The 25,928-nt window shown below is 45.4% G+C and carries 21 protein-coding genes; 15 read left to right on the top strand and 6 right to left on the bottom strand.

Annotated elements, in window-relative coordinates; translation table 11 throughout:
• Window positions 1–10: 10 nt before the first annotated feature.
• From AB4Z29_RS09440 to AB4Z29_RS09415, 6 genes are all read left to right on the top strand, one after another.
• Window positions 11–1,138, top strand: coding sequence for a GerAB/ArcD/ProY family transporter (locus tag AB4Z29_RS09440; protein ID WP_441942795.1), 1,128 nt, complete (start codon window positions 11–13; stop codon window positions 1,136–1,138).
• An 86-nt stretch (window positions 1,139–1,224) separates the two neighbouring features.
• Window positions 1,225–2,298: an NAD(P)H-dependent flavin oxidoreductase gene (locus tag AB4Z29_RS09435; protein WP_441942794.1), complete on the top strand. Its 1,074-nt coding sequence runs from the start codon at window positions 1,225–1,227 to the stop codon at window positions 2,296–2,298.
• A gap of 335 nt (window positions 2,299–2,633) precedes the next feature.
• Window positions 2,634–3,410, top strand: a complete 777-nt coding sequence (locus AB4Z29_RS09430; RefSeq protein ID WP_441942793.1) for a DUF817 domain-containing protein — start codon at window positions 2,634–2,636, stop codon at window positions 3,408–3,410.
• A gap of 260 nt (window positions 3,411–3,670) precedes the next feature.
• A complete protein-coding gene (locus AB4Z29_RS09425; protein ID WP_441942792.1) occupies window positions 3,671–3,970 on the top strand; it encodes a hypothetical protein in 300 nt (99 codons plus the stop codon).
• A 13-nt stretch (window positions 3,971–3,983) separates the two neighbouring features.
• A complete protein-coding gene (locus tag AB4Z29_RS09420) occupies window positions 3,984–4,442 on the top strand; it encodes a type II toxin-antitoxin system VapC family toxin (RefSeq protein WP_441942791.1) in 459 nt (152 codons plus the stop codon).
• Window positions 4,443–4,914: 472 nt separating this feature from the next.
• The gene (locus AB4Z29_RS09415; RefSeq protein WP_441942790.1) at window positions 4,915–6,036 is read left to right on the top strand and encodes an NAD(P)/FAD-dependent oxidoreductase; all 1,122 of its coding nucleotides are present in this window, start codon (window positions 4,915–4,917) and stop codon (window positions 6,034–6,036) included.
• Between the two features lie 136 nt (window positions 6,037–6,172).
• Here the strand turns inward: AB4Z29_RS09415 and AB4Z29_RS09410 are convergent, their stop codons facing one another.
• Both AB4Z29_RS09410 and AB4Z29_RS09405 read right to left on the bottom strand, forming a co-directional pair.
• Entirely contained in the window at window positions 6,173–7,135 is a 963-nt protein-coding gene (locus tag AB4Z29_RS09410; RefSeq protein WP_441942789.1) for a stalk domain-containing protein, read from the bottom strand.
• A 305-nt stretch (window positions 7,136–7,440) separates the two neighbouring features.
• Entirely contained in the window at window positions 7,441–8,136 is a 696-nt protein-coding gene (locus tag AB4Z29_RS09405) for a hypothetical protein (protein WP_441942788.1), read from the bottom strand.
• 158 nt (window positions 8,137–8,294) lie between these two features.
• On the opposite strand from AB4Z29_RS09405, the gene AB4Z29_RS09400 reads away from it, so the two are divergent.
• On the top strand, window positions 8,295–9,026 hold the full coding sequence (locus AB4Z29_RS09400) for a response regulator transcription factor (RefSeq protein WP_441942787.1): 732 nt from the start codon (window positions 8,295–8,297) through the stop codon (window positions 9,024–9,026).
• Complete coding sequence (locus AB4Z29_RS09395) at window positions 9,004–10,377, top strand: sensor histidine kinase (protein WP_441942786.1); 1,374 nt, start codon at window positions 9,004–9,006, stop codon at window positions 10,375–10,377. Before AB4Z29_RS09400 ends, AB4Z29_RS09395 begins: the two co-directional genes overlap by 23 nt.
• Before the next feature lie 170 nt (window positions 10,378–10,547).
• Here the strand turns inward: AB4Z29_RS09395 and AB4Z29_RS09390 are convergent, their stop codons facing one another.
• The 3 genes from AB4Z29_RS09390 to AB4Z29_RS09380 form a co-directional block, all read right to left on the bottom strand.
• Complete coding sequence (locus tag AB4Z29_RS09390) at window positions 10,548–11,132, bottom strand: YjgB family protein (RefSeq protein WP_441942785.1); 585 nt, start codon at window positions 11,130–11,132, stop codon at window positions 10,548–10,550.
• 277 nt (window positions 11,133–11,409) lie between these two features.
• Window positions 11,410–13,761 (bottom strand): MMPL family transporter, encoded by a 2,352-nt coding sequence (locus AB4Z29_RS09385; RefSeq protein ID WP_441942784.1) that lies wholly within the window; start codon window positions 13,759–13,761, stop codon window positions 11,410–11,412.
• A gap of 47 nt (window positions 13,762–13,808) precedes the next feature.
• Window positions 13,809–14,426, bottom strand: coding sequence for a TetR/AcrR family transcriptional regulator (locus tag AB4Z29_RS09380; RefSeq protein ID WP_441942783.1), 618 nt, complete (start codon window positions 14,424–14,426; stop codon window positions 13,809–13,811).
• 273 nt (window positions 14,427–14,699) lie between these two features.
• Here AB4Z29_RS09380 and AB4Z29_RS09375 point away from each other — a divergent pair, with 273 nt between their 5' ends.
• The 3 genes from AB4Z29_RS09375 to AB4Z29_RS09365 all read left to right on the top strand — a co-directional run bounded on the left by AB4Z29_RS09375 (window position 14,700) and on the right by AB4Z29_RS09365 (window position 18,775).
• On the top strand, window positions 14,700–15,134 hold the full coding sequence (locus AB4Z29_RS09375) for a MarR family winged helix-turn-helix transcriptional regulator (RefSeq protein ID WP_441942782.1): 435 nt from the start codon (window positions 14,700–14,702) through the stop codon (window positions 15,132–15,134).
• 97 nt (window positions 15,135–15,231) lie between these two features.
• A complete protein-coding gene (locus tag AB4Z29_RS09370; RefSeq protein WP_441942781.1) occupies window positions 15,232–16,995 on the top strand; it encodes an ABC transporter ATP-binding protein in 1,764 nt (587 codons plus the stop codon).
• A gap of 43 nt (window positions 16,996–17,038) precedes the next feature.
• Window positions 17,039–18,775, top strand: a complete 1,737-nt coding sequence (locus AB4Z29_RS09365; RefSeq protein WP_441942826.1) for an ABC transporter ATP-binding protein — start codon at window positions 17,039–17,041, stop codon at window positions 18,773–18,775.
• A 154-nt stretch (window positions 18,776–18,929) separates the two neighbouring features.
• Here the strand turns inward: AB4Z29_RS09365 and AB4Z29_RS09360 are convergent, their stop codons facing one another.
• A complete protein-coding gene (locus AB4Z29_RS09360; protein ID WP_441942780.1) occupies window positions 18,930–19,796 on the bottom strand; it encodes an AraC family transcriptional regulator in 867 nt (288 codons plus the stop codon).
• A gap of 145 nt (window positions 19,797–19,941) precedes the next feature.
• Between AB4Z29_RS09360 and AB4Z29_RS09355 the strand changes: the two genes are divergently transcribed.
• The 4 genes from AB4Z29_RS09355 (at window position 19,942) to AB4Z29_RS09340 (ending at window position 25,919) form a co-directional block, all read left to right on the top strand.
• Entirely contained in the window at window positions 19,942–22,164 is a 2,223-nt protein-coding gene (locus AB4Z29_RS09355) for a GH92 family glycosyl hydrolase (RefSeq protein WP_441942779.1), read from the top strand.
• Window positions 22,165–22,307: 143 nt separating this feature from the next.
• Window positions 22,308–24,032 (top strand): extracellular solute-binding protein, encoded by a 1,725-nt coding sequence (locus tag AB4Z29_RS09350; protein ID WP_441942778.1) that lies wholly within the window; start codon window positions 22,308–22,310, stop codon window positions 24,030–24,032.
• A gap of 100 nt (window positions 24,033–24,132) precedes the next feature.
• Complete coding sequence (locus tag AB4Z29_RS09345) at window positions 24,133–25,026, top strand: ABC transporter permease (protein WP_441942777.1); 894 nt, start codon at window positions 24,133–24,135, stop codon at window positions 25,024–25,026.
• 14 nt (window positions 25,027–25,040) lie between these two features.
• The gene (locus tag AB4Z29_RS09340) at window positions 25,041–25,919 is read left to right on the top strand and encodes a carbohydrate ABC transporter permease (protein ID WP_441942776.1); all 879 of its coding nucleotides are present in this window, start codon (window positions 25,041–25,043) and stop codon (window positions 25,917–25,919) included.
• The last annotated feature ends 9 nt before the right edge of the window (window positions 25,920–25,928 follow it).

The raw sequence follows: 25,928 nt of genomic DNA, 5'->3' as shown, positions 1-25,928 counted from the left end.
GGGATATCCGGTGGGAAAACAAGTGAAGGAAAGCTTAACTGTATCGCCATATCTGCTATGGACCCTCATACACGGCACACAAATGGGAAGCACCTTGTTGATTTTCCAAAGCCGTATTATAGATGGAGCCGAGATGGACTCCTTATTTTCTTTTGCGGCAGTGGGAATAAGCTTGCATTTGATTATTGCGATGATGTTTTATTTGCTATCCCATTCAACGGAAGGCGATATCATCTCTATACATAACCAGTTATTCGGCAAATGGATGGGTATCCCTATGACATTTGTGTTCTATGGGTATATCCTTTTATTTATCGTAAATGAATTAAGGCCATACATAGAAGTCATACATGTATGGGTGTTTCCATATACTCCGCTGTGGAGCTTATCTGTCATGTTTCTGCTGGTTGCCGCTTACATCGTTTCCGGAGGCTTGAGAGTCATTACGGGTATTTGTTTCATCTGTGTCATCATTCCTAGCCTGTTGATCCCATCGCTGTATTTCCCCCTAAAGCAAGCGCATTGGACGAACTTTCTCCCTCTGTTTAATCACAATGCCTATCAGTTCGCAGAGTCTGCCTATCATTCTTTATCCACGATGTTAGGTGTTGAGTTTTTGCTTTTGTTGTATCCTTTTATTAAAAACCAGGAAAAGTCCAAGAAATGGGCTCATATAGCGCTTGCCCATTCCACTCTTATTCCATTGATTATTGCGTTTGTTAGCTTTGCCTATTTTAATATTCAAGAACTGCAGCATACGATTTGGCCAACGCTTATCCTGTCCAAAATTATTCGTTTCCCTTTCATTGAACGATTTGATTATATTTATATTTTTATTTGGTTTTTTGTAATGATTTCCGCATGCTGTGTCGCCTTATGGGGTGCAATCCGAATTCTAAAAAAAACGATCGGTATAAAATCGAGGTCATCATTATGGATAACCGGGGGTCTTGTATTTATCATAATGCTTCCCATGAAAAATCCGATGATGATAGAAAAGTTGGATTCCGCATTGACCTTGTCCGGTTGGATCCTATTGTATGGATATATTCCGCTGCTATGTGCATGGATGAGCCTAAGGAGATGGTTTGCAAATAAAAAGAGCATGCACAATGAGAATGAAGAGCCCGAGACTTGAATAGCTATCCCAGACTGCTAAACTTAAAACATAGCCTTGAATATATGAAGATGCAAGTATCCAGATCAACAGGAGGTTCTAAGAAGATGGAAACCGAATTAACACGGTTACTAAACATTAAATACCCGATATTCCAAGCTCCCATGGCAGGTGGGTCGACAACGCCGGACCTAGTTGCTTCCGTTTCGAATGCCGGGGGACTCGGGAACCTAGGCGCCGGTTATTTAACGGCTGAACAAATCCGACTTGCGATCAAGGAAATAAAACTGAGAACAGATCGACCCTTCGGCATTAATTTGTTCGTACCCGAGCAATCGAATTCATCGGAAGAATCGATCGCCAGAATGAACGATTATCTTAATAAGTTTCGTGCTGAGATTGGCATCGCTCCGAACCCTATCATCCCGAAGTTTGCAGAGTCTTTCGACGAGCAGGTACAAGCTATTTTGGAAGAAAACGTCAAGCTATTTAGTTTTACTTTTGGCATACCTTCACTAGACGTGATTGAAGCGATGAAACAGAGCGGGACTATCGTCGTCGGTACGGCAACGACGGTTGAGGAAGGAAAGCTTTTGCAAGCTGCGGGGGTAGACGCAATCGTGGCTCAGGGAAGCGAAGCAGGAGGACATCGCGGGAATTTCTTGAAGAGCACCGACGAATCCATGATCGGTACGATGGCGCTCGTTCCTCAAATGCTGGATCATGTTTCGATTCCAGTTATCGCTTCAGGCGGCATTATGGACGGACGCGGGTTAGTTGCTAGCCTTGCATTGGGGGCTTCTGCCGTGCAAATGGGCACCGCTTTTTTGGCGAGTTTTGAGAGCGGTGCGCATGCCGAGTATAAACGGAAGGTTAGGTTGTCAAACGAAGACTCCACTGAAATCACGAATATATATTCAGGTAAAGCCGCAAGGGGCATTCTCACAAATCTTATGAATGACTTTCGTGAATACTCAGGCCAAATTCCTGCCTATCCGATTCAGAACGCATTGACTAGGGATATACGACAGGCTGCGGCTCAAATGAATAATCCGGAATATATGTCACTATGGGCAGGACAAGGTCTTCGGCTAGCTAAAGAGCGATCTGCTGCTGCAATCATAAAGGAGACGATAGATCAGGCATCGGAAATAATCCGAAGCTTTAATCGATTTGGATAAATAAACCTTTTCAAGACAGGACATCGACCAACAAAAATCAAAAGAGCAGTGTACTTGAACGATAACCATCATAAAGGACATGGATTCAAAGATGTCTTTCAATGGGGTTACTGTTCAGGGCATTGTTCTTTTTTGTTACAAGAAGCCATATTTCTAGATTGAAAATAAGAAACAAAAGCAATAAAAAATTCTATTTTTAATATTCAATTGAACCGATATGATTGTTTTGAAGTTAGGATACAAGGGGGAGCAGAAGCGTATGTTGTTAGAATAGCTTATACAATCGACTTAGAAGGTTGAGAAGTCTAAAGCTGCACAGCGAGGAGATAACAGCAATGAAACCAATCATACAACTGCTTCATTTTGGCTATCATCAAGCGATGAGCTGCATATTTCCAGTTGCGATATTTGGAACATTAGCTCTTTCAAGCGCAATAGAGATTCCATTCGTTTACCGTTATGACGCCATACTTTTAATACTGCTTGCCGTGCAGTATCTCATGTACAGAAGCGGATTAGAAACACGAGATGAAATTAAAGTAATCTGTGTTTTTCATCTTATAGGATTGTTGCTGGAAATATATAAGGTGAAAATGGGATCTTGGTCGTATCCCGAGCCCGGCTTCACGAAATTGTTTGGCGTACCGCTGTACAGCGGATTCATGTATGCAAGTGTTGCAAGCTTCATGTGCCAGATATGGCGAAGACTGAAGATGGACATAACAGGCTGGCCGGGGCTTTTTTCAGCGGGGGTGCTGGGCGGAGCCATTTATCTGAACTTTTTCACTCACCATTTCATTCCTGATTTTCGTTGGTGGCTGACAGTTCTGGTGCTCATTGTTTTTTGGAAAACCTGGATCATCTATCGGGTCAGGACCATTACTTATCGTATGCCTTTGACGCTTGCTTTTGTAATAGTAGGTTTTTTCATCTGGTTAGCCGAAAATATTGCTACATTCTTTAATGCGTGGAAATATCCTGATCAGTACCATTCCTGGCAGCTGGTAAGTTTCAGCAAGATAAGCTCATGGTTCCTTCTGGTTATTATTAGCGTCATCATTGTTGCCCAGCTTAAGCATGTCAAAGCAAGCCGGAAAACGAATGTTTCATAACCTTATATCCGATCCCATATCAAACACAAGCTCAACATTTGATTGTCTGACTGCCTGAAGAAGGCAGTCTTTTTAATGAGCTGCGTCAATTAAAGTCAAAAAGATAATCGAGGTATTACTTGATTCATCTCAAGGAGCACCCATAAATGTATAAAGTGGGTAGATGGATTCATTAGCGAAATAGCTGCCTGCCACCCCCTGAAATCGACATTATTCGACGAAACTTTATAAGAACAATACATAAGGAGTGAATCCCGAAGGTGAATAATTATAAACGCTTCATTCAGAATCAATTTGAAAAAGCGAAATCTACCGCGACAGAATTCATCTCTTCAAGAAGTGAAGAACAAGAAAAAAACATGATAGAACTCCAATCGCAACATTATGCTGAGCTGAAATCACTCGCTGATATGCAGCAAACGACAGTGCAAGCGATCGTTAACGGAATTGTTATTCAATATTTGGCAAGCACCCCTAGCGAGTCAGCGCMTATTTCAGTGGATCAAAAAGAAGATAACCCGCTTCTTTATTTGGATGCCATTTGCAAACTAGTGGATTAAGGAGCGTAAACACATGGATAACAATCTGAACATACAGGATACCATTTTTCTGGATAGTACAGCTTTAGCTGCTTTAATGAACCCTGAAGACCCACGCTATGTGAAAGCCCGTTCGCTATTTCTGGATTTGCACGATCTGGAACGGAATTACATAACAACTAACTCCATTATATTTGAGCTTCACGAGTGGCTTCGCAATGACTACAGCTATCAGCAGGCGGAATACTTTCTGAAAGCAATTGATAAAGCGGTGAGTAAAGGCAAGCTGGCGGTCATCTCCAGCAGCCACGAATTTGATGGGGAATCACGCAGATTGCTAATAGACAGGCCAGAGCTCCATTTCTCGCTCAGTGAAGCATTCACTGCTGTGACCATGTCTTATTTCCAGATAAAACGCATCTTTACCTTCAATCGCAATTACATGATGTTAGCCAATTTGGATAAGGATATTCGTATTATCCCCACGAATTGAAAACCTTTAAACAAAAAATGCCAACCCATTAGCGAAGTGCAGCCTGTAATGTAGGAGTGGCATAAGTAAAAACGCCAGTTATTTGGGTCAACCATTCATTTCGTATACATTGAAACATGCCAATTGCCATAAGCTGACGCCGATATGATATCGGCGTCAGCTTATTTTTGATGCGTTTTTCATTATAGAAAAATCAGATGAGTATCATACTATGATCTTTATGATGGATGGATATATATCTATTAATAGCCGTAATGAGCAGAGAAAATGGAAGTATGGTTTTGCAGGAATAAATGAAAAAAATGTCGAACTACTTTTTAGGCTGACGCTTGTTTCCGCTCAGGACGGCTATGGGGAATCATATTCATCAATATATTGCAAGCCGAGCCGAAATCTCGATTCCGACTGCAAGGCTAAACAAGTACAGATCCTGTCGTGATGAGAAACGTTTGCAGAATGGGGTGAAATCAGCATGAAGATCATTGTCATAGGAGCGGGAATTGCAGGAGCGTCAACTGCATACCAATTGGCTAAGCAGGGAGCAGAGGTCCTCATTATTGATCGGAAAGATGAAGGACAGGCAACGGACGCAGCTGCTGGAATTATTTGTCCATGGCTGTCGCAGCGTCGCAATAAGGCTTGGTATCGGCTTGCGAAAGCTGGAGCGCGCCACTACCCAGTACTCATTAAAGAGCTTGAAAACGAAGGGGAAACGGATACCGGTTATGCAAAGGTTGGGGCACTCAGCATACATACGGATTCGGATAAGCTGGACAAAATGGAAGAGCGGGCTAACGGGCGAATAGAAGACGCGCCAGAAATCGGTAAGATAACTCGGCTTGATGAACATAGTACCCATGAGCGCTTCCCGTTACTCGCAGAGGGTTATTCCTCCATATATATTAGCGGGGCTGCCCGCGTTGATGGCCGGGCACTGCGTGATGCATTGCTCCGATCTGCACAAAGGAACGGAGCTAAGCTTCTACATGGAGACGCTAAGCTTGAGTATCAGTCCAATCGTATAACTGGCGTTACGGTAGGTGGAGAGAGCTACGAGGCTGGTATCGTAATCGTTTGTGCAGGAGCTTGGGCAAGAACGTTGCTGCAGCCTTTGGGCATTGAGTTCAATGTAAGCTATCAAAAAGCACAAATTATGCACGTGCAAATGACAGATGCTAATCAAACGACAGGTAATTGGCCAGTAATAATGCCTCCATCCGATCAGTATTTGCTCGCCTTTGAGCAGCGGAAAATGGTACTTGGGGCGACTCATGAAAATAATATTGAAGGCTATGATACGAGAGTTACACCAGGAGGCATGCACGAAATTTTGAGCAAAAGCCTTGCATGTGCACCCGGTCTGGCGGATAGTACTTTCCAGGAAGTTAGGGTAGGCTTTCGTCCTTTCACAGCGGATTTCCTTCCAGTCATAGGCGCCATTCCCGATTGGGAAGGGTTGCTGGCTGTAAACGGTCTTGGTGCCTCTGGTTTAACGATGGGCCCGTATATCGGTGTCCAGCTGGCCAAATTAGCGATGGGCATGGCGTTAGATATTGATTTAACTGATTATGACATAAGTAAAGCCATCAGCTAATCGGTTTGTTTCATAGCAACTAATCTGCTTGAAAACGAAACATACTTCATAAAGAAATCCGCTTAAGAAAGCGGATTTCTTTATGAAAATATGTAGGAAGTGACTTGTTGAATTACTTGTTGAATTACTTGTTGGATTACTTATTAAATTGCTTACCAAATGGATCAATCAAGGCAACAGGTACTTGAAAAGCTTCCTCAAAGACAGCTGCAGGAACGAGGAGATTGCCATGATCTCCGAGGAATGAGGGTAAAGAATTGGTCTGTGCCTTTCCGTTAATTAATACTTCTTCTCCCCATTGATTGATTTGCAGCACGTTAACTCCCTTGGTAATCGTTACACTTGAGGTAGATTCATCCCATGAAACGTCAGCGTCAATCATTTCAGCAAGTGCCCTTGCAGGAAAACGGCTTTCGTTATAAGAATGAAGGGAAGCTGCCGTTTTAATGCTTTTTAAATTCGCACCAGGTATTCGAAATTCAATACGATAAGATTCATTTTCGGGCTGCAAGAGGAATAATACCGTTCCAAATTGTGGCTGCTGCATTTGGTTCAATGCCTTGATAATCTGATACATTTGCTCAAGATCATGGGGCTCCATACCTCTCTGATGCTGAAAGGTAACATCGAAGGTTAAGGCTTCCAACTTGTAATATGGGACTGAACCGCCGTTTTTTCTGGCATCGTAGCTGGCTGTATTGCAACATGTGAAGTCCATATATAGCGGGCTCTTAAACTCCTGTTTAATATGTACTAAATGCTGGAGCATATCTTCTTTTGCCTGATGCAGCCATAATGTGTGTACGTAGTCGTCCCTAAAGCCGCTGGAGCTTTCGTTGCTCGGATAAACGCTAAATTCAAGGTTTTTTTCGTTTTTTGGGTGAACACGTGCTTGGATGGGTTCGATATTGTCCCACAAATAGGTAACGCCTTTAATCGACATAGGTTCGTTATAGGTTTGCTTTAAATAGTTTTTCACGTTATAGGCATAAACGTTTTTTTTAATCATTCCATAACGCAACTCCAATACGCATGTAGCAAGCAGCAGCAGAAACATTACGATCGATACGACTACTATTTTTCCTTTACCATTTTTCATGCTCGACTAGCAGCCCCCTTCTTTTCATTAGACGAGGTGTACATCAGATTTGTTTCCAATTACAGGATTCTCACTTGTGAAACCTATTAAGTAGTCCGCATATAATGAAGGCAGCTGGTTAAAAGTCTATTAGCATTTGAAGATGCTGCTCCTCGAATCCTGTATCCTCCTCAAAAACGACACCCTGCACCGATAGCCGGTACAGGGTGTCGTATTTTTCATTCTCACTTTGCCTAGTTTCAAGAAAACATGTGTTTTTCAATCGTCATCATATATTTCGTGGAGCCTTATCGTAGCAGCTTCCTTTATTTATTGCCCTTTTCCAAGTCTTGCGATAATGCAGTAATTTCCTCCTTGTACAGCTCAAGCTGCTTCGCAAGTGCCCCTCTAATGGAGTTTTCATCTTTGGATTCCACGGCCTTCCCCAGCGCCATCATGCCTTCAAAAAATGGTGAGACTTTGATCGCTATTGCTGAATCAGTCGATGTAATCCCGGCAACGGAAACCGTACTGCCTGCTTGCAGAGGAATGCTTGTTAATGGAGCAGGGATAGCCTCTACGGAATTAGCCTTTACAGATGCAAGATCTTTTGTACTTACCGTTATCGATTGAAGCATCGGCTGCGCCACAGCAGTTAAACTCATTTTCTCCGAAGACAAGCTAGGTAATGCCACCCCCGCTTCAGTAAATTCCCCTATGCTGATCGTTTCGAAGCGCTTGGAAATAAGGCTATCGTATTGAGCGATAACAGCCTGCCATTCTTTCACCGTATCTTTCGCATAGGCTTCTGCCAACTTAATTGGATCCAGGATTTGAAACGCGGCAGTTGCGTTGATCGTCTCAAGCTTGACTGGTTCGATCAAGTTAGCGGAGGAGAGGGGAGCGGCATGTTCAAGCTTTGTACTCGGATGGGACGAGTCTGCAAAAACAGTAGGGCCAGCTACAGCTGACAGCAGCAAAGTGGATAGAGCAACATTTTTGAAAATCATTTTGTAGTTCATGGTTAACACTCCTTCAAGGTTTGGGTTTGTCTTACAGAACCTAGTGTACCGTTCAAATATGGCAGCCCATATGAATAAATGTGGAAAAACAATGGCACAGCCCCTATCGGTTCCATAGCTTGCTATAATAATAGAGATTCAAAATAGGAGGTTGTTCCATGAACCATTATTTAATCGCGATCATCGATGATGATCAACATATACGTGAGCTAATTGAGGCTTATTTAAAGAAAGAGCAATTCCGTACGGTAGCACTAGCAAGTGCAGAGGAAGGACTTGTGCAGCTGGGCACAGAACCGCCTGACATGTGGATTCTGGATATTATGCTTCCCGGCATGGACGGCTATGAATTTTGCAGACGCATCCGCCTTGACGCGGAGGTTCCCATTATGATGATCTCCGCCCGTGATAACGAGGTAGACAAAATATTAGGGCTGGAGCTTGGCGGCGATGATTATATGGTTAAGCCGTTCAGTCCAAGAGAAATGGTGGCTCGGGTCAAAAGGCAGCTTCAGCGGTGGTATAAGCTAAAGACAAAGAAGGACGAGAAACAGTCTTCCTCCGTACTCCAGCTTGGAGCCGGTCAGCTGCAGCTTGCCGTGGACGAAAGACGTGTATTCTGGTGCGGGGAAGAAGTGGATGTGACATCGAAGGAGTTCGCGCTGCTGCTGACACTTGCCGAGCGACCTAACCGAGCCTTTGCCAGAGATGAGCTGCTGACCAGCATTTGGGGAGATGATTATTTTGGAAGCGATCGGGCAGTTGATCATTTGGTGAAGCGGCTTCGCAAGAAAATCGAGGAGCTTCCTGTGGAAGCGGTATGGGGACATGGATATAGGCTGCGGATGAATGGAGGGGAGTTGAGTCATGAAGCTTCTTTATCAAATTAATTTGGCATTTGCATTTCTTCTCGTTCTGGTATTGTCGATAACAACCGTTGTTTTTCATTATGTGCTGCTTGATCACTTTATTGAGGCTCAGAAAAAAGACATGATTCAAATGAGTAATTCCATCTCATTAAATCTGAAGGAGGTGGGTGAAATAAAAGCAATGCCTTCCAGCAGCTTGGTGGGGGTTGCCATGGCATCGGTTACGAAGCAATCGCTCATCCATGTCGATGCGATACTAACCGATGCCAGCCAGAACATATTATATAGCACGCTTGAGCCTGTCCAGGTGGAGATGCAAGCCATACCTACTCTGCAGCCCGGCCTTCAGGCTACTTCCATCAGTTCGACGGGAACGCAGTTTATTACGGCAGCAAGCACGATCCCGCAAGGAGGTACCTTGACCCTGTTGACACCCATTAGCAAAATAAAGCTCATCGAGCAATCGTTGCTCGGAAGGCTGCTTGTTGTGCTTTGCGGCGGCGGTATACTCGCTTTTCTGCTAAGTCTAATGATAACCAGAAAACTAATCAAACCTCTGATGAAGCTTCAAATTGAGCTGAAAAAGGTCAAAGGACGCCGTTTCTCGGAAGTTAAGCTCATTAAGGCCGATGGGGAAATCGGTGATGTAGCAAAGTCAGTGTATGAGCTTGCTGGCGAGTTGAACAAATATAATGTAATACAACGGCAGTTTATCCAAAATGCTTCGCATGAATTGAAAACGCCTTTGATGTCGATATCTGGCTATGCAGAAGGAATACGTGACGGTATTTTTGAAGGGGAACAAGTTAGCAAAGGACTGGACATCATTATGAGCGAGAGCAGCCGGTTGAAAAATATCGTTACGGAGATGACCCTTCTCGCTAAGCTGGATGGAGAGGAAGAGCATTTCACGCCAGCTTATGTCACCTTGTCTGATTGGATAGAAGAGACGATAGAGCGCATCAATCCCGTTCTGGTGAAAAATGCTGTGACGATTGCGACCTCCTTAATTCCCGAGGAACGAGGAAAGCTGGCGATCTATGGCGATCCGGACAAGCTGCTGCAGGCACTGCTGAATGTAGTGTCCAATGCAGCTAGGCATGCCCGCAGCACCATTCACATTCAAGCTGGAATGGGTATCCATGGCATTGAACTATCCATCAAAGATGACGGTGCGGGTATACCGGAAGAGTTGCTGCCACATCTGTTTCATCGGTTTGTGAAGGGCAAGGATGGAGAAACGGGGCTTGGTCTTGCCATATCGCGTGCGATTGTAGAGCGATGCGGAGGTATGATTTCAGCTCAAAACCATCCCGATGGCGGTGCTCAAATTCGGCTGCTATTTCCGGTAAACATACAGGCAGCAGCTTAGATGTCATGAGCAGTATGCAGTATATAGTTTATAGTATTATAATTATGGGGAACGGGAGCCGTTATTAACGATAATCTTAGGTATACCGTTTATTAATAGAAAAGATTCAAAAAAAGCTGCCGATCCTAGATCGGCAGCTTTTCTCTATATCATCCAATAACAGATTGCAATTATTTGTGTGTTAAATTGATGTGGTCCAGTTCTGTGGTGCTGTTAAAGATAAAGGAAAGCTGGTAGTCGCCGCGATTATATACGATCTTCTTCTGCGTCAGCTTACCGTTGTGGATCGTTTTTGCCGAATTTGGCATTCCCCATGCTTTGTAAAGCATGTTTTGCGTAATACCGCCAATATTGTTTTGTCGCTCGATATTGGTGCCGAAGTAGCGCATCTCGCGAATTTTGTTCAATTTATAGGATATGGCATAACCAGGATGACCCATTTCAGCATGATACACGTCAAATGCATCAGCATCCTTGCCAGGTGCTTCCGCTTTTCCGATTTGGTCCTGTACGTCTTGGCGTGTGCTTGTACCGAGTGTCAATCCTTTCATACCACCGGGGAACTGTCCTTTTAGTGCCAACTTGTAAAAGCTGTTTAAAGTAGTAAGCGCTTGATTGTCCTTATCTTTGGTTACGGCAGCAGCGGCTGCCTTGTCCGTAATTAGAACACCTGTAAAGCTTGCGACGGAAAGAGCGGAAACGCCTGCGATCATAGCGGCAATGGTTATTTTTTTGATGCGTTGTGTTGTAATCATGATGAATTTCGAGTCTCCTTTATGAGCAGAATATGAATAAGTTGCTTATTCAAACATACAAACGCATGCACGATTGAATATGTTGCAGCCTTTTTTTTACTGCTGAAATGAGCAGCTGAATACAAAAGAACCTTCAATACCACTTTAAAGTGGTGCTGAAGGTTCTAATTGTATGTGTATATTTCTATTTCTCATATGGCCAAAACTAAAAACTACACATTTATATTTGTGAAAGGCCCTATTATTTTAGAGGCTTTCAAGTATAGGTGAAATGAAATCAGCGAGCTTTACGCAAATGAGTCTTGGCGTTACCTGCACGTTCTTGTTCCTTCAGCTGCGCAAGCAGCTTATCTCCTTCGACGTCTAGGTTCGGCAGAAGGCGGTCTAACCATTTCGGCAGCCACCATGCTTTATCTCCGAATACGGCCATGACTGCCGGCACTAGCGCCATACGGACGAAGAAGGCGTCAATTAAGATGCCGATCGCAAGTGCGAAGCCAATCTGCTTGATCATAATATCATGGGCAAAGATAAATCCGGCGAACACGGAAACCATGATGATCGCAGCCGCTACGACAACTCGGCTTGCTTGATCGTAGCCGTGAATGACGCTCTCTTTGCCATGATGTCCATGAACGTAAGACTCTCGCATGGAGCTGACAAGAAACACCTGATAATCCATCGCTAACCCGTATAGAATACCCGTAACCATAATCGGCATGAAGCTGAGCAGCGGGCCGCCCGTGTCGAAGCCGAATAGGTCATGTACCCAGCCCCATTGGAACACGGCTGTCGTCATCCCGAAGGTAGCGAGTATGCTGAGCAGGAAACCAACAGTGGCTTTAATGGGTACAATGATTGAACGGAATACAAGCAGCAATATAATGATCGAAAGAATGACGATAATAATGACATAGATCGGGAACACCTCAGCCAGCTTCGACGACATATCGATGTTGATGGCTGTAAATCCAGTAACGCCAATCTTAACGCCATGAGACGTCGACATGCTGGAGTCATTGGAACGAAGCTCCTGTACCAAATCCTTCGTCTCTTTGTCTGTTGGTCCTGTTTTCGGAATAAGGCTAATAATGGCCATATCACCGGTTTCGTTAACGCCCATTGGCGTAACGACAGAAACGTTGTCATGCTGCTGCAGCTCTTGAACCAGAGCGCCCAGCGTTTCCATCGTAATAGCTTCCGAAGAACCTTGCGGCTCGGCAACCAGGAGCAGCGGGCCGTTGAAGCCCTCGCCGAAACCATCTGAAATCGCATCGTAGCTCTGTCTTGCTGTTGTATCAAAGTTAGCAGTCGCACCTGATGGGATGCCCATTTCCATTTTCGCAGCAGGGATCGCGGCCGCACCTAGGATAACGATGACGGCAACGATAATAGCCCAGCGGCCTTTTACGACTCCAGATACCCAGCGGTGCGCGAACCCATTCGGATTTTTGCCGCTTGGGGTGCTGTTCTTCGTGCGAGCCTTGGCCGAGCAGATGCGTTCACCAACGAGACCGAGTAAAGCCGGCAGCAAGGTCAATGCGACCAGAACATTGGCAAGAACGGCTACAGCCGCAACTAGAGCCATTGCAGACAAGAAGCCAATCCCGATAACAACCATTCCGCACAATGCAATAATAACGGTTAAGCCTGCAAAGAATACTGCACTGCCTGCGGTGCCGACTGCTCTGCTCGCCGCTTCCTGTGCGCTTATTCCCTGCTCTAGAATCATACGGCGCTGACGGTTGACGATAAACAGCGAATAGTCAATACCGACAGCAAGCCCGACCATAAGTGCCAGCACAGGCGTGAGATCGGTCATATGGAATATATTCGAGAAAGCAAAAGCGCCTCCTACACTTATTCCAACTCCAATGAGAGCAGTCAGAAGAGGCAAGCCCGCAGCAACTACTGAACCGAGAGTCATGAACAGTACAACGGCAGCGACGGCGATGCCGATGGCTTCCGTCGAGCCGATTGCAGGCTTAGTGGATAGCGAGTCACTCGGTAATGCAGTAATTCCAGTCTTCTCGACCGTCATGACTGCATCAATTACCGAATCAGGGACCCATTCCGGCAGCGACATTTGCTGAACCGTGAATTGGAATTGGAACAGGGCAACGCTGCTGTCCGAGGCGATCATGACGCCCGGTACCGGTACGCCATCTATCATCAGCGGGCCATAAGGCGGCAATTCGCCTGCAGCTCCTTGCGTTGACCCGGCAGCTGCTTCGCCTTGCGCTGTTTGGCTTCCTTGCGCAGCTGCGTCAGTCATTGATGCGCCAGCTTGTGCAGCCAATTCGATCGGGTTAATCACATACTCCAGCTTGTATACCTCATTAACAGCTTCGTTAATAGCGTTCAAACGTTCCGGCGTATTCAGACTCTCGCCCTCTAGTGCCGTAAATACAATGCTTGCCTGTCCGCCTGATGCTTCCGGCAGCTCCGCTGTTAACTGGTCCAGCACTTTCTGTGATTCCGTGCCCTCGATTTTCATGTCTGAAGTAACATGTATGCCATTGATCCCTAGTATCGCGAGAACAATGCCGAGGAGCGCGATCCAACTGACAATGAAATACCATGGCTTGCTATAAGCTGATTTGCCTAATTTGTACAGAAAAGTTGACATGCGTTAATGATTCTCCTTTGCATATAGAAATAACGTGTAATCTTGAACTAGAAACCGTTGCGCAAGTAACCGAACATATCATCCAAATAATGATCGAGTGTAACAACTTCATGCATTTCAAGGATTGTCTGTCCAGGAAGCAGTACGTTGAGGCTGCCATCCAGCAAGGGCAAGACAGCTCCGTAAACAGCGCCGACGAGTAAATGGGTGTAGCCTTCGGGATAACGTCCGCGGGATAAGTTGCTTATTGTCTCCTGGGCTGTTATTTGCAAACGGTGCAGCCCGCTGAGGATGTACGGCTCAAGCGATGGGTACTGCTTCGAGAGCGAAACAAGCTGCTGCAATTTCACGAAATGCTCTGCTGTAAGCTGCATTTTCATCAAATGATACAGAACCTCAAGCGGTGAGATATTTTCGCTTAAGCCTGCTATCCATTCTTCGATTTCATCAGCACCTTTGAAGATGAGAGCCGCCGATGCGATCGCTTCCTCCTTGCACGAATAGTGATTCGCGAATGTTCTTCTAGAGTAGCCGGCACGCTGCACGACGTCCTCGACGACGAAACCGTCTACCCCTTTCTCCAGTGCAAGAGCAAATGCCGCATCGGCAAGCGCATTCCCGGTTGCTTCCCTTTTCATATCGCGTAAACTTTGTTTGTTCATCATGTAACGCTTAAGCGTTCACCTCTTTTCAGATTGACTAGCAGTTTCTTTTTACTCGGAATCCATAATTATATTATTGCCCAATGGGCAACGATGCACAATGAGCAGGATGAGCAAGTTGTTACGATTTTGTGGCGCCTCAGCCAAAGTTGTAATTTGTCAATTAAAAAGTCGGGAAAGTGCTAAACAAGGAGTCGTAAATATGTTAGCCGACTAACAAGTTGTATGCTAAAATGATAAATGTGTTGAATTTGAATAGATTCAAAGGAGGTCGAAATGAAGGCAGACCGATCAATTGCGCTGGAACTTCGAACGCTAAGAAATATGCTGCAGAGACAGGTTGACGGGTTTATGACTCAAAAATACGGCGATCAATTAACCGGCATGCACGGTTGGGTGCTGAAGTACTTCGTCGATAACCAGGACAAAGAAATATTTCAACGCGATTTCGAGAACAAGTTTACGATCCGTCGTTCAACGGCGAGCAAGATTTTGCAATTGATGGAGAAGAAGAACCTCATCATAAGGCAGCCTGTTCCCTACGATGCACGATTGAAGCAGATCATCCTTACACCGGCTGCCCACGAGTATTACGAAGCTATCATTGGTAAATATGCTGAAATTGAGCGTGAGCTGAAGAATGGGCTATCACGAGAGGAGCTGGATACATTTTTTTCTGTGCTGGATAAAATTAAAAGCAATCTGGAGTAGCAGTCGTCAATGTTGTTAGGGCGGCTTTAATTATTGTAATATAGTTAGTAGGCTTACAGTTCTATAGCTAACAACAGGGTGAAGGAGCGTTTGATAAATGCTTAAGATTTTGAAGTATTTCAATCCTAAAAATGTTTGGTTTATCGTCATCAGTACCGCATTTATCGTGTTCCAGGTATGGCTCGACCTCAAGCTACCCGATTATTTGGCAGAAATCACAAAACTAGTACAGACGGAAGGAAGCTCTTTAAGCGAGGTCTGGAAACCAGGCGCCTACATGATGATATGTGCGATTGGAAGTTTAATTGCGTCTTTCATCGTCGTCTATTTGGTCGCTCAGAGCGCCGCTTCACTCGCGAAGAGGCTCAGAAGCATGCTCTTCGACAAGGTTGAGTCGTTCTCGATGGCGGAAATGAATCAATTCTCGACAGCGAGCCTTATTACCCGTTCCACGAACGACATTACGCAAGTACAAACGATTGTGGCTATGGGTCTTCAAGTTATGATTAAAGCACCGATTCTAGCAGTCTGGGCGATAGTGAAAATCTCCAGCAAGAACTGGCAATGGACGCTTTCATCCGGCGTTTCGGTCGCTCTTCTGCTCCTCATGATAGGGATCGTTATTTTATTCGCCATGCCGAAGTTCAGATTGATTCAAGGGCTAACGGATCAATTGAACCGGGTAACGAGGGAAGGCTTGAATGGACTGCGTGTCATTCGTGCCTATAATGCGGGACCAAGCCAGGAAGTGAAGTTCGATCATGCGAATCAGGAATTAACCGATGCGAATCTGTTCACTAGCCGATTAATGGCTTTAATGATGCCGGTCATGAGTCTTATTATGAGCGGATTAAGCTTAGCGATTTATTGGATCGGCGCCTATTTGATCAACGGCGCAGATACAGCGGCAAGGCTCGGCTTGTTTAGCGATATGGTCATCTTCTCTTCCTACGCCATGCAGATTGTCATGGCCTTTATGATGTTATCGATGGTTTTCTTCATGCTGCCGCGGGCATCGGTTTCTGCCAAGCGTGTAATGGAAGTATTAAATACGGAACCAAGCATCAAGGATGGCGGATCAAGCTCGACTAATGCCGCCAAAGCAGGAGAGATTGAATTCCGAAATGTTGGCTTCAAATACGCAGATTCGGATGAATATGTACTTAAGGACATTAGCTTCGTTGCGCGCAGGGGCGAGACGGTTGCATTTATCGGCTCGACGGGCAGCGGAAAGAGTACACTGCTGAACTTAATTCCGAGATTCTATGACGTGTCAGAGGGAGAGGTACTTGTCCAGGGTTTGAATGTGAAGGAGTACACGCTTCGGGATCTGCATAATAAGCTCGGATATGTTCCTCAGAAAACCGTTTTGTTTAGCGGAACCGTCACGTCCAACGTCGCCTACGGGGATAACGGTCGTGTGGAAGGCTCGGCTGACGATGTGAAGAAAGCGGTAGCGATTGCCAAAGGCCAAGAGTTCGTTGAAAAGCTGGAAGGCGGGTACGAAGGCAGTATTTCGCAAGGCGGCTCGAACTTGTCCGGCRGGCAGAAGCAGCGGTTATCTATCGCTCGAGCTGTATTCCGGAAGCCTGACATTTACATTTTCGACGATTCCTTCTCAGCACTTGACTATAAAACAGATCGTCAGCTGCGCTCCATGCTGAATCAAGAAACAACCGGCGCCACGAATCTGATCGTGGGGCAGCGAATCGGAACGATTAAGGAAGCCGATCTCATACTCGTTCTCGACGAAGGCAAGATCGTAGGAAGAGGCACGCATCAAGAGCTGCTTCAGACCTGCGAGGTATATCGTCAGATCGCGAACTCACAGTTATCGAAGGAGGAGCTTGAAATTGGCTAAACAACAGGTTGCAACCAAGCAAAGCATCGATTTCAAAGGCACAATGGGCAAGCTCGTTGCTTACTGCCGTCCTTATGTTCCTCTTATTATTGTAGCCTTGCTGCTGTCCGTCGTCGGTACGATATTTACGATTGTCGGGCCAAGCAAGCTGCAAGAAATGACAGATCACATTACCGTAGGGCTAATGGGCGAAATCGACATGGATGCGGTGCTCGGCATCGGCATACTGCTTTCCGTCCTATATGGATTAAGCGTCATCTTCTCGTTCTTCCAAGGCTATATTATGGCTACGGTAACGCAGAAGGTTACAAAAAGCTTGCGTACGCGAATTTCTAAGAAGATCAACAAGCTTCCGCTAAAGTATTTCGATTCCAACAGCAACGGGGACGTGTTGAGCCGCGTCACGAATGACATCGACACGATCGGACAAACCATGAATCAGAGTGTCGGCATGCTTGTCACTTCCGTCACAATGCTAGTTGGCTCATTGGTCATGATGTTCTATACCAATGTGTGGATGTCGGTGACTGCGATTGTTTCGACGTTTCTAGGATTTGCATTTATGACTGTGATGATCAAAAAATCGCAAACACATTTCGTGCATCAGCAGGCGAATCTGGGTGCAATGAATGGCCATGTCGAAGAAATCTTCTCAGGCTACGATGTCGTTAAGGTTTACAATGGAGAACAGAAGGCGAAGGAAACCTTTAACGAAATCAATGAAAAACTGTATGAAAGCTCATGGAAGTCGCAATTTTTATCCGGCTTGACGATGCCGCTTATGATGTTTGTCGGTAACTTCGGCTATGTGGCGGTATGTATTGTCGGAGGAGCATTAGCGATGGATGGCCAAATTTCATTTGGTGTTATCGTTGCTTTCATGCTGTATGTCCGGCTGTTCACGCAGCCTCTAGGACAAATCGCACAGGCCGCGACAAGTCTGCAATCGACCGCAGCCGCAGCCGCACGCGTTTTTGAATTTCTGGAGGAGAAGGAGCTCGAGGACGAAAAGCATAAATCGAAGGTGCTAAAGAATGTAAAGGGGCAGGTAGAGTTCCGGAACGTTACCTTCGGATATGATCCGAATAAGCTTATCATTAACGATTTCTCAGCTCGCGCTTTGCCTGGCCAGAAGATCGCCATTGTTGGGCCGACGGGTGCGGGGAAGACAACCATCGTTAATTTGCTGATGCGGTTCTATGAGCTGAACGGCGGGGAAATTACTATCGACGGCGTACCGATCCATGAGCTTCCTCGGGAAAATGTTCATGAGCAGTTTTGTATGGTGCTTCAGGACACATGGCTATTCGAGGGGACGATCAAAGAAAATATCGTCTTTAATAAGCAAGGTGTTACGGATGCCGACGTGAAGGACGTCTGCAAGGCGGTCGGTATTGATCATTTTATCCGAACCTTGACGCATGGCTATGATACGGTCTTGAACGAGCAAGTGAATCTTTCCGCAGGGCAGAAGCAGCTTATTACGATTGCAAGAGCGCTCATCGCGAACGCCCCGCTGCTCATCCTCGACGAGGCGACAAGCTCTGTCGATACGAGAACGGAGCTTCTCATTCAAGAAGCGATGGACCGGCTGATGGCGGGAAGAACTTCATTCGTCATTGCGCATAGGCTGTCTACGATTAAGAATGCCGATATTATCCTCGTCATGAAGGACGGCGATATTATAGAGAGCGGCAATCACCATGAGCTGCTGGCGGCGAATGGCTTCTATGCTGATTTGTACAACAGCCAATTCGAGACGGCGGAAGCAGTTGTGTAGCTGTTCATATAACTCGGAGAAAAGAGTAAGAAGCTGGATCGATTCATAATCGGTCCAGCTTCTTTTTTTTCGTCATTGACGGCAAATAGTCATAGTATCGTCAGTTAAATACTTTTAAACATCGCTAATTGCTATAAAATGTTTGTTTTTCACATCACATGTTTTGATACAGCTTACGGTACGAGGTAGCGGACATGCCCAGCCGTGCTTGAAATACGCGGCAGAAGGTAGAATAGGAAGAAAATCCAACTTCATAGCAAATCACGGTTACTGATTCTATGCTTGAGACCAGTAAACTGCAAGCATGTGATATTCTAATCTTTTCCAAAAAACTGTGGAAATTGTCTCCGCTGAAAAGTCGGAAGGATGCGCTAATATGTGGGACACTGAGATGAAAGCGCTCAGCTAGCATTACGAGACTTATATCCTCGCGATAGTTTTGATAAACGTAGAGAATAACCTCTCGTATTTTTCCTTTTTTGTTGACGTGCCTAATCACTGTTCCAACGTCATTTATACGAAAGACGTAGCGATTCAGGATGATCAATACTTCCATTAATTTCGTTTTGAACATCAATTGGCTCCAGGCTTGCGAGCTTTGTACTTCGGCATGCATGTTGGCAAAGAGAGGGAGCAAATCGGCAATGAGCATGTCACTTAGCGCATAGGAGGGATCTCCCTCCATGCCGGAGCGAAGAAGAAGCTCATGAAGAGCGGCAGCTGATTCATCGGAGCCAAACAAAGCTTGCAATCCGATAGCGCCGATATATAGATGAAGCTCTTCGCCAGGATGAATCTTAAGCTGATGCACTTGATGCGGTAACAATAGCGTAAAGGTACCTGCTTGTATATTTCGCTCGACGCCATTGATAATCTCGATGCCTCTGCCAAAGATGACAAAAGTATATTCAATGAAATTGTGAGTATGAGGAGGAATATCAGTCGTCAGTTTGTGAATTTTGAAGGTAAAGGGGAAGCTTCCATGAAGCTCTAAATCACCCGGCAGGTTGAAGGGGACCATTGTATCACTCACTTTAATGGGATTTATATCGTTATCATAACTTAAAATCTTAAATTATGAGAGAAAGAGCATAATTTTGATAAGATACACATCCGTTTTTTGATTACAATGTGGATCAAACCATTGTAACAGAAAGGATGTTTTCATGATGGAACGTTTATTACAGTATGTTAACCCGCTTCAAGGAACAGCATCAACCTTTAATTTCTCCAATGGGAATACGCTACCTTTAGTAGCACGTCCTTTTGGAATGGCCGCGTGGAGCGCACAAACAAATGAAGCGGGAGGCGGATGGTTTTTTCACCCCTCGCACCGACACTTTGAAGGTCTGCGGCTGACTCACCAGCCTAGTCCATGGATTGGTGATTATGGTCATTTGACCATCATGCCGCAATCAGGACCGCTTGTATTAGCTGCTTCCAAGCGCTCCTCCTCTTTTCGGAGAGATGAGCTTGTAATCAAGCCAGATTATTTCAGGATACGCATGGAGCGATACCGCGCGAATCTTGAGCTTAGCCCAACGGAAAGATGTGCGATAATACGCTTGGCATTCGATGAGCGAATAGGGGCAAGACTCGTGGTAGCACCGTTTGCAGGTGCATCATCCATGAAGATTGACTGTGATGGAAGAAGGCTGTCAGGATATACAAGAGCGAATTCAGGCGGGGTACCGGACAATTTCGCGATGTACTTTGTTATGGAATTTGATTGCGAGTTGGATGTGCAAGCCAGCGGTGTGTTTGATAAAGAAGGAGCTGCATCATATCGATTGTTTGAGGAAGGAGAGAGCATAGGTGCATTCATTGGATTACAGCTGCCAGAATCGGGTCAGTCGATACTGAAAATAGGCACCTCCTTTGTTAGCTTGGAGCAAGCTCAGGCGAATCTTAACGTGGAGGTTGGTTCGAGAAGCTTCGAGGAAGTCAGGTCGGACGCGAATAAAAGCTGGGAAGACACGCTGGGCCGCATTCGAATCGAGGACCGTGACGAGGACAAAAAAAGGACCTTTTATACCTGCTTGTACCGCGTATGCTTGTTTCCTAGAATATGGCATGAATATACAGAGGATGAAAGAAAAATTCATTATAGCCCTTACAATGGAAAGATTATGGAAGGGCCAATGTATTGTGATAATGGCTTCTGGGATACCTATCGTACCTCTTACCCGTTGTTCAGTTTGCTATTCCCTACTCGCTTAGGTGAGATGCTGGAAGGTTATGTGAATGCATATAAGGAAGGCGGCTGGATGCCCAAGTGGTCTTCGCCCGGAGAACGCAGCGCCATGCCGGGCACGTTAATCGATGCCGTTATCGCAGACGCTTATGCCAAAGGCATTGAGGGCTTTGATAAACACGCTGCATACGAAGGCTTGCTCAAGCATGCTCTTCACGCCGCTGAGGATTCTCGTTTTGGCAGGAAGGGCTCTGATGCCTATAACCGATATGGCTATTTGCCGGCAGACCACTTTCATGAGAGTGTAAGCAATACGTTAGATTATGCGTATGGTGATTTTTGCGTTGCTCAATTAGCAAAAGAGATTGGCAAGCCAGAGGAGTATGACTTATTGATACAGAGATCGAGAAATTATAAACATTTGCTAGATCCCTCAGTTGGGTTTATGAGAGGGAAAAAGGCTGACGGATGCTGGCTTGAATCATTCGATCCGTTAGAGTGGGGAGGTTCCTATTGCGAAGGAGGGGCTTGGCAGTGCAGTTGGTCTGTGCAGCATGACATTATGGGGCTGGCCAATCTTATGGGAGGCAGGGAGGTTCTTTTGGAAAGGCTGACTGCGCTTATGAACGCTGCACCTGCATTTAAAACGGGCAGCTATGGATTTGAAATTCATGAGATGTCGGAGATGGCTTCCATCGACTTCGGGCAATTTGCGATCAGCAATCAGCCAAGCTTTCATATTCCATATCTGTTTGCGGCAATTGGAGCCCCTGCAAAGACGCAATATTGGGTTAGAAAAACGGCTGAGGAGCTGTTCGATGCAACGTCTGAAGGCCTTCCCGGCGATGAGGACAATGGCAGCTTGTGTGCATGGTATATTTTCGCAAGCATGGGGATGTATCCTTTATGCCCAGGCGTTCCGGAATATGTTATAGGTAGTCCATTATTCGAGCGAATGATTATACAATTAGAGAACGGTAAGCAAGTAATCATTGAAACAAACGGGGCTACCGAAGGCAAACCATACGTCAAGAATATCCGTCTGAACAATGAACCGCATTCTCAGCTTTATTTGTCTCACGATAAACTTAGGAATGGGGCTCACATCCGTTTTGAGCTAATGGACGTTCCCGTAGATTGGAATAATGACAGAAAGGATGAAGATTTGCCATTCTCCATGTCCATCAAGCGCTAAATCGGCAGATTTGTACACTTGTGCTCCCTTAGGGGGGCATTTCTTATTTAGAGAAGTTCATGATCTTGAAATCGGATCATTTCATTCAAGCAGTGCGGATGGAATAATAGAAAGGGTAAGGAACATAAATGAGGGGGAGTACGATGAAAGGGCAGCGAAAGTTATTAGCAGTAATCATAAGCATTATTTTAAGCATGGGCATGGTAGTCGCGTGTTCGAATGGTACGAATAATGGAGAGCCAGCTGAAGTTCAACCATCGGCAAGTGCTAGTCCAACAAGCTCGAATCAGGAAGAACCGACGGTCGCTCCGCAGCCAAATGACCGGACGAAATTTGATCCGCCGGTAACGATAACGGCAGCGCTTCAATTGAAGCCCTCGGATAAGCTGCGGAATGGAGATACACCGGAAGATAACCCAATCTCCCGCTGGTTTAGTGATAATCTTGGAATCGTCACGAAGTATAAATGGGTCGTTACCGATTCCTTGGAGACGAAGGTGCGCCTAGCGATGACTAGCGGAGAAGAGCTGCCGGATGTCCTTTCTGTATCAGGAACTTTATTCGAGGATCTAGTTGCCTCAGGCAAAATTCAGTCGATCGACGAGGCTTTCGAAAAATATGCAACGGAGAGAGTCAAAGACTCCTATATCAAAAACCCGGAAATTTGGAATTCGGTTAAACGAAACGGCAAAGTATATGGATTGCCGACAATATCCAATGGCATCGTAGGAGCTACAGTGATGTGGGTCCGGCAGGATTGGCTGGATAAGCTAGGTTTGAAGGTTCCTACCAACATTGCGGAATTTGATGCGGTTATGGAAGCGTTCACTAATCAGGATCCAGATGGAAATAACAAAAACGATACGTACGGATTGGCATTGGGTGGGAATACGGGCTATTATCACCCTACAAGCAACTACATGGCTGATACTTCATTTATATTCGGCCAGGATCAGCCCTATTTATGGATCAAGGACGCAAGCGGCAGCTTGCAATACGGATCAACCCTTGCAGGCGTCAAAGATGGCCTTGGGAAGCTCAAGGATTGGTTCGCTAAAGGATATTTAAGCCCTGATTTTGGAACGCAGGATGCTGCTAAAGCGATGGCAGATTTCACGTCGGGCAAAGCCGGCATCGCATTTGCACCCGGATGGTCCGGAGGCTGGCCGATTGGCACCGCGGTTGCGGAAGCAGAGAAGACGAATCAGGCGCTTGTCATTAAGCCTTATCCACTTCCGGCAGGCGTGAATGGCGAGGTGGGGCGGCAAGCATCCTTGCCATCCTATGGCACCTATGTATTTAGCAAAGACTTTACCCAAATGGAAGCAATCTTCAAATATTGGGATACGTTGTATGGCTGCGCGATCGAGGACCCGAAATGTCCGTTCGATAAAGGTTACGGCGAAGGGTATGACTATGTGATGAAAGACGGCAAGCCCGAATGGAAAGACATTCCGGATGGCACCGTGAGTCTAAATGCATATTTAATGCTTTCTCCTGCATCGGGAACATCCCCTACCAACGTCATGGAAGGCCCGAATATTTATCAGCGCGTGGCATCAGGACAATTAGATAATGTTTTTGAGCAGAAGCTAGCAGCAAGCAATGGTAAATTGACAATTGACGGCTTCGCCGTAGCGTATGAGCAGCTTGCCCAAGACGTGCCGAGCGGGTTTTACGGTGCGAATACCGCAACCATGAAAGAGAAGTGGGATCAGCTCTCTACATTAGAAGAGCAAACGTTCCTGCAAATCATTTACGGCAAACAACCATTGGATTATTTCGATACCTTCGTTAAGCAATGGAATGATCAAGGCGGTATGCAAATTACCAAAGAAGTGAATGAAGCCGTTACGAGTATGAAGTGACAAAACGTACATGATTAAGGAGTAAATGCGGAGTGCAAGGCTAACGATTTCACTCCGCATTTGCTTATTCATAATCAAGCATCGATGGGAGAATTACGGGATGAAAATGTATTTTCGAAAAACATGGCCGCTCCATATCTTTCTGCTGCCTTCAGTCTTATTATTAATCGTCTTCAATTACATTCCGATGGCTGGGTTCCTGATCGGTTTCGAGGATTTTAAGCCCTGGCTTGGCATCTTGAAGTCACCCTTCGTTGGCCTGAAGCACTTTAAATTTATGTTTAATGACCCAACGGCTTTACAGGTGATCTGGAATACCTTCATCATTGCCGTGTTTAAGATCATCGTTGGTGCGATCGTTCCCTTTGCATTCTCTTTGTTCCTTAACGAAGTGCGGGTCATGCTGTTCAAAAGAACGATTCAATCGCTTATTTATTTGCCGCATTTTTTGAATTGGGTTATACTCGGAGGCATTTTAACAGATTTGCTCGCTACTAACGGTTTGATCAATCAATTGCTCGAAGGGCTTGGCCTTAATCGCATCTTTTTTCTGGGCAGCGGGGAGTGGTTTCGGTTCACCCTAGTTACGAGTGATGTATGGAAGGAATTCGGCTTCGGTACGATCATTTATTTGGCTGCCATGACAGGAATTAACCAGAGTCTTTATGAAGCTGCCGATATCGACGGCGCCAACAATTTCAAGAAGGCGATTCACATTACGATCCCGGCTGTCATCCCCATTGCAATCGTAATTGCTACTTTATCCTTAGGCAATATCCTGAATGCAGGCTTTGATCAAGTCTACAATATGTACAATCCGCTCGTTTACCAAAAAGGCGATATTATCGACACTTACGTGTACCGCGTAGGTCTATTGCAAGGCTCATTCAGCTTGGCTACGGCGGTTGGCTTTTTCAAATCGGTCATTGGATTCATATTGATTGCTACAACCTATAAATTAGCCTCTAAATATGCCAATTACAGGATTTTCTGAGAGGATATAAAACGATGCTCAAACCTAAAATTTCTAATCGATTGTTTCAGTATTCGAACAATGTGTTTTTATCGATTGTTGCCTTGCTCTGCATACTTCCGATGATTCACGTTCTGGCTGTATCGTTAAGCTCGAATTATGCGACGACTTCTTTTTTGGTCAAGCTATGGCCAATTGGATTCACCCTGGACGCCTATGAGAAAGCGCTGAACAGCAATAATTTTCTAATTGCGTTCAGAGTTAGTTTTCTAAGAACGGTATTAGGAACGCTTCTCTCCATGACACTTACGATGTTGGCTGCCTATTCGATGTCCAAAGATAATCTGTATTTCCGTGGCAGAACCGTATACGCTTGGTTTTTTGTATTCACGATGCTCTTTCACGGCGGACTGATTCCGACTTATCTTGTCGTGCAAAAGGCAGGCTTAATGAATACGTTATGGGCGTTAATCCTGCCTGTTGCGGTCAATGTATTCAACGTGGTACTCATGATGAATTTTTTCCGGGGCATCCCCAAAGAGCTGGAGGAGGCTGCGGCGATTGATGGAGCGGGACATTTCCGCGTGTTATTCACTATTTTCTTCCCGATCTCCTTGCCTTCGATTGCCACACTCTCTCTATTCACGATGGTCTTTCATTGGAATTCTTGGTTTGATGGCATGATTTATATGAATCAGGCAGATAAAATTCCGTTGGCTACCTTTCTGCAGGCTTTGATTGCAGGCTTCGATTATACGCAGATAGGACTCAACCCATCCGATCTCGAGAATCTATCGGAACGCTCGTTAAAGTCTGCACTCATCTTTATCGGAACGCTTCCGATCTTGCTCGTCTATCCATTTCTGCAAAAATATTTTGTGAAGGGAATGACGTTAGGTTCGGTGAAAGAATAGCCTGCTCTC

The sequence above is a fragment of the Paenibacillus sp. 2TAB23 genome (assembly GCF_052115165.1).
Taxonomy (GTDB): Bacteria; Bacillota; Bacilli; order Paenibacillales; family Paenibacillaceae; genus Pristimantibacillus.
Note: the sequence above shows the minus strand (reverse complement) of the source record. Positions and strands in the feature narration are given on the sequence as shown.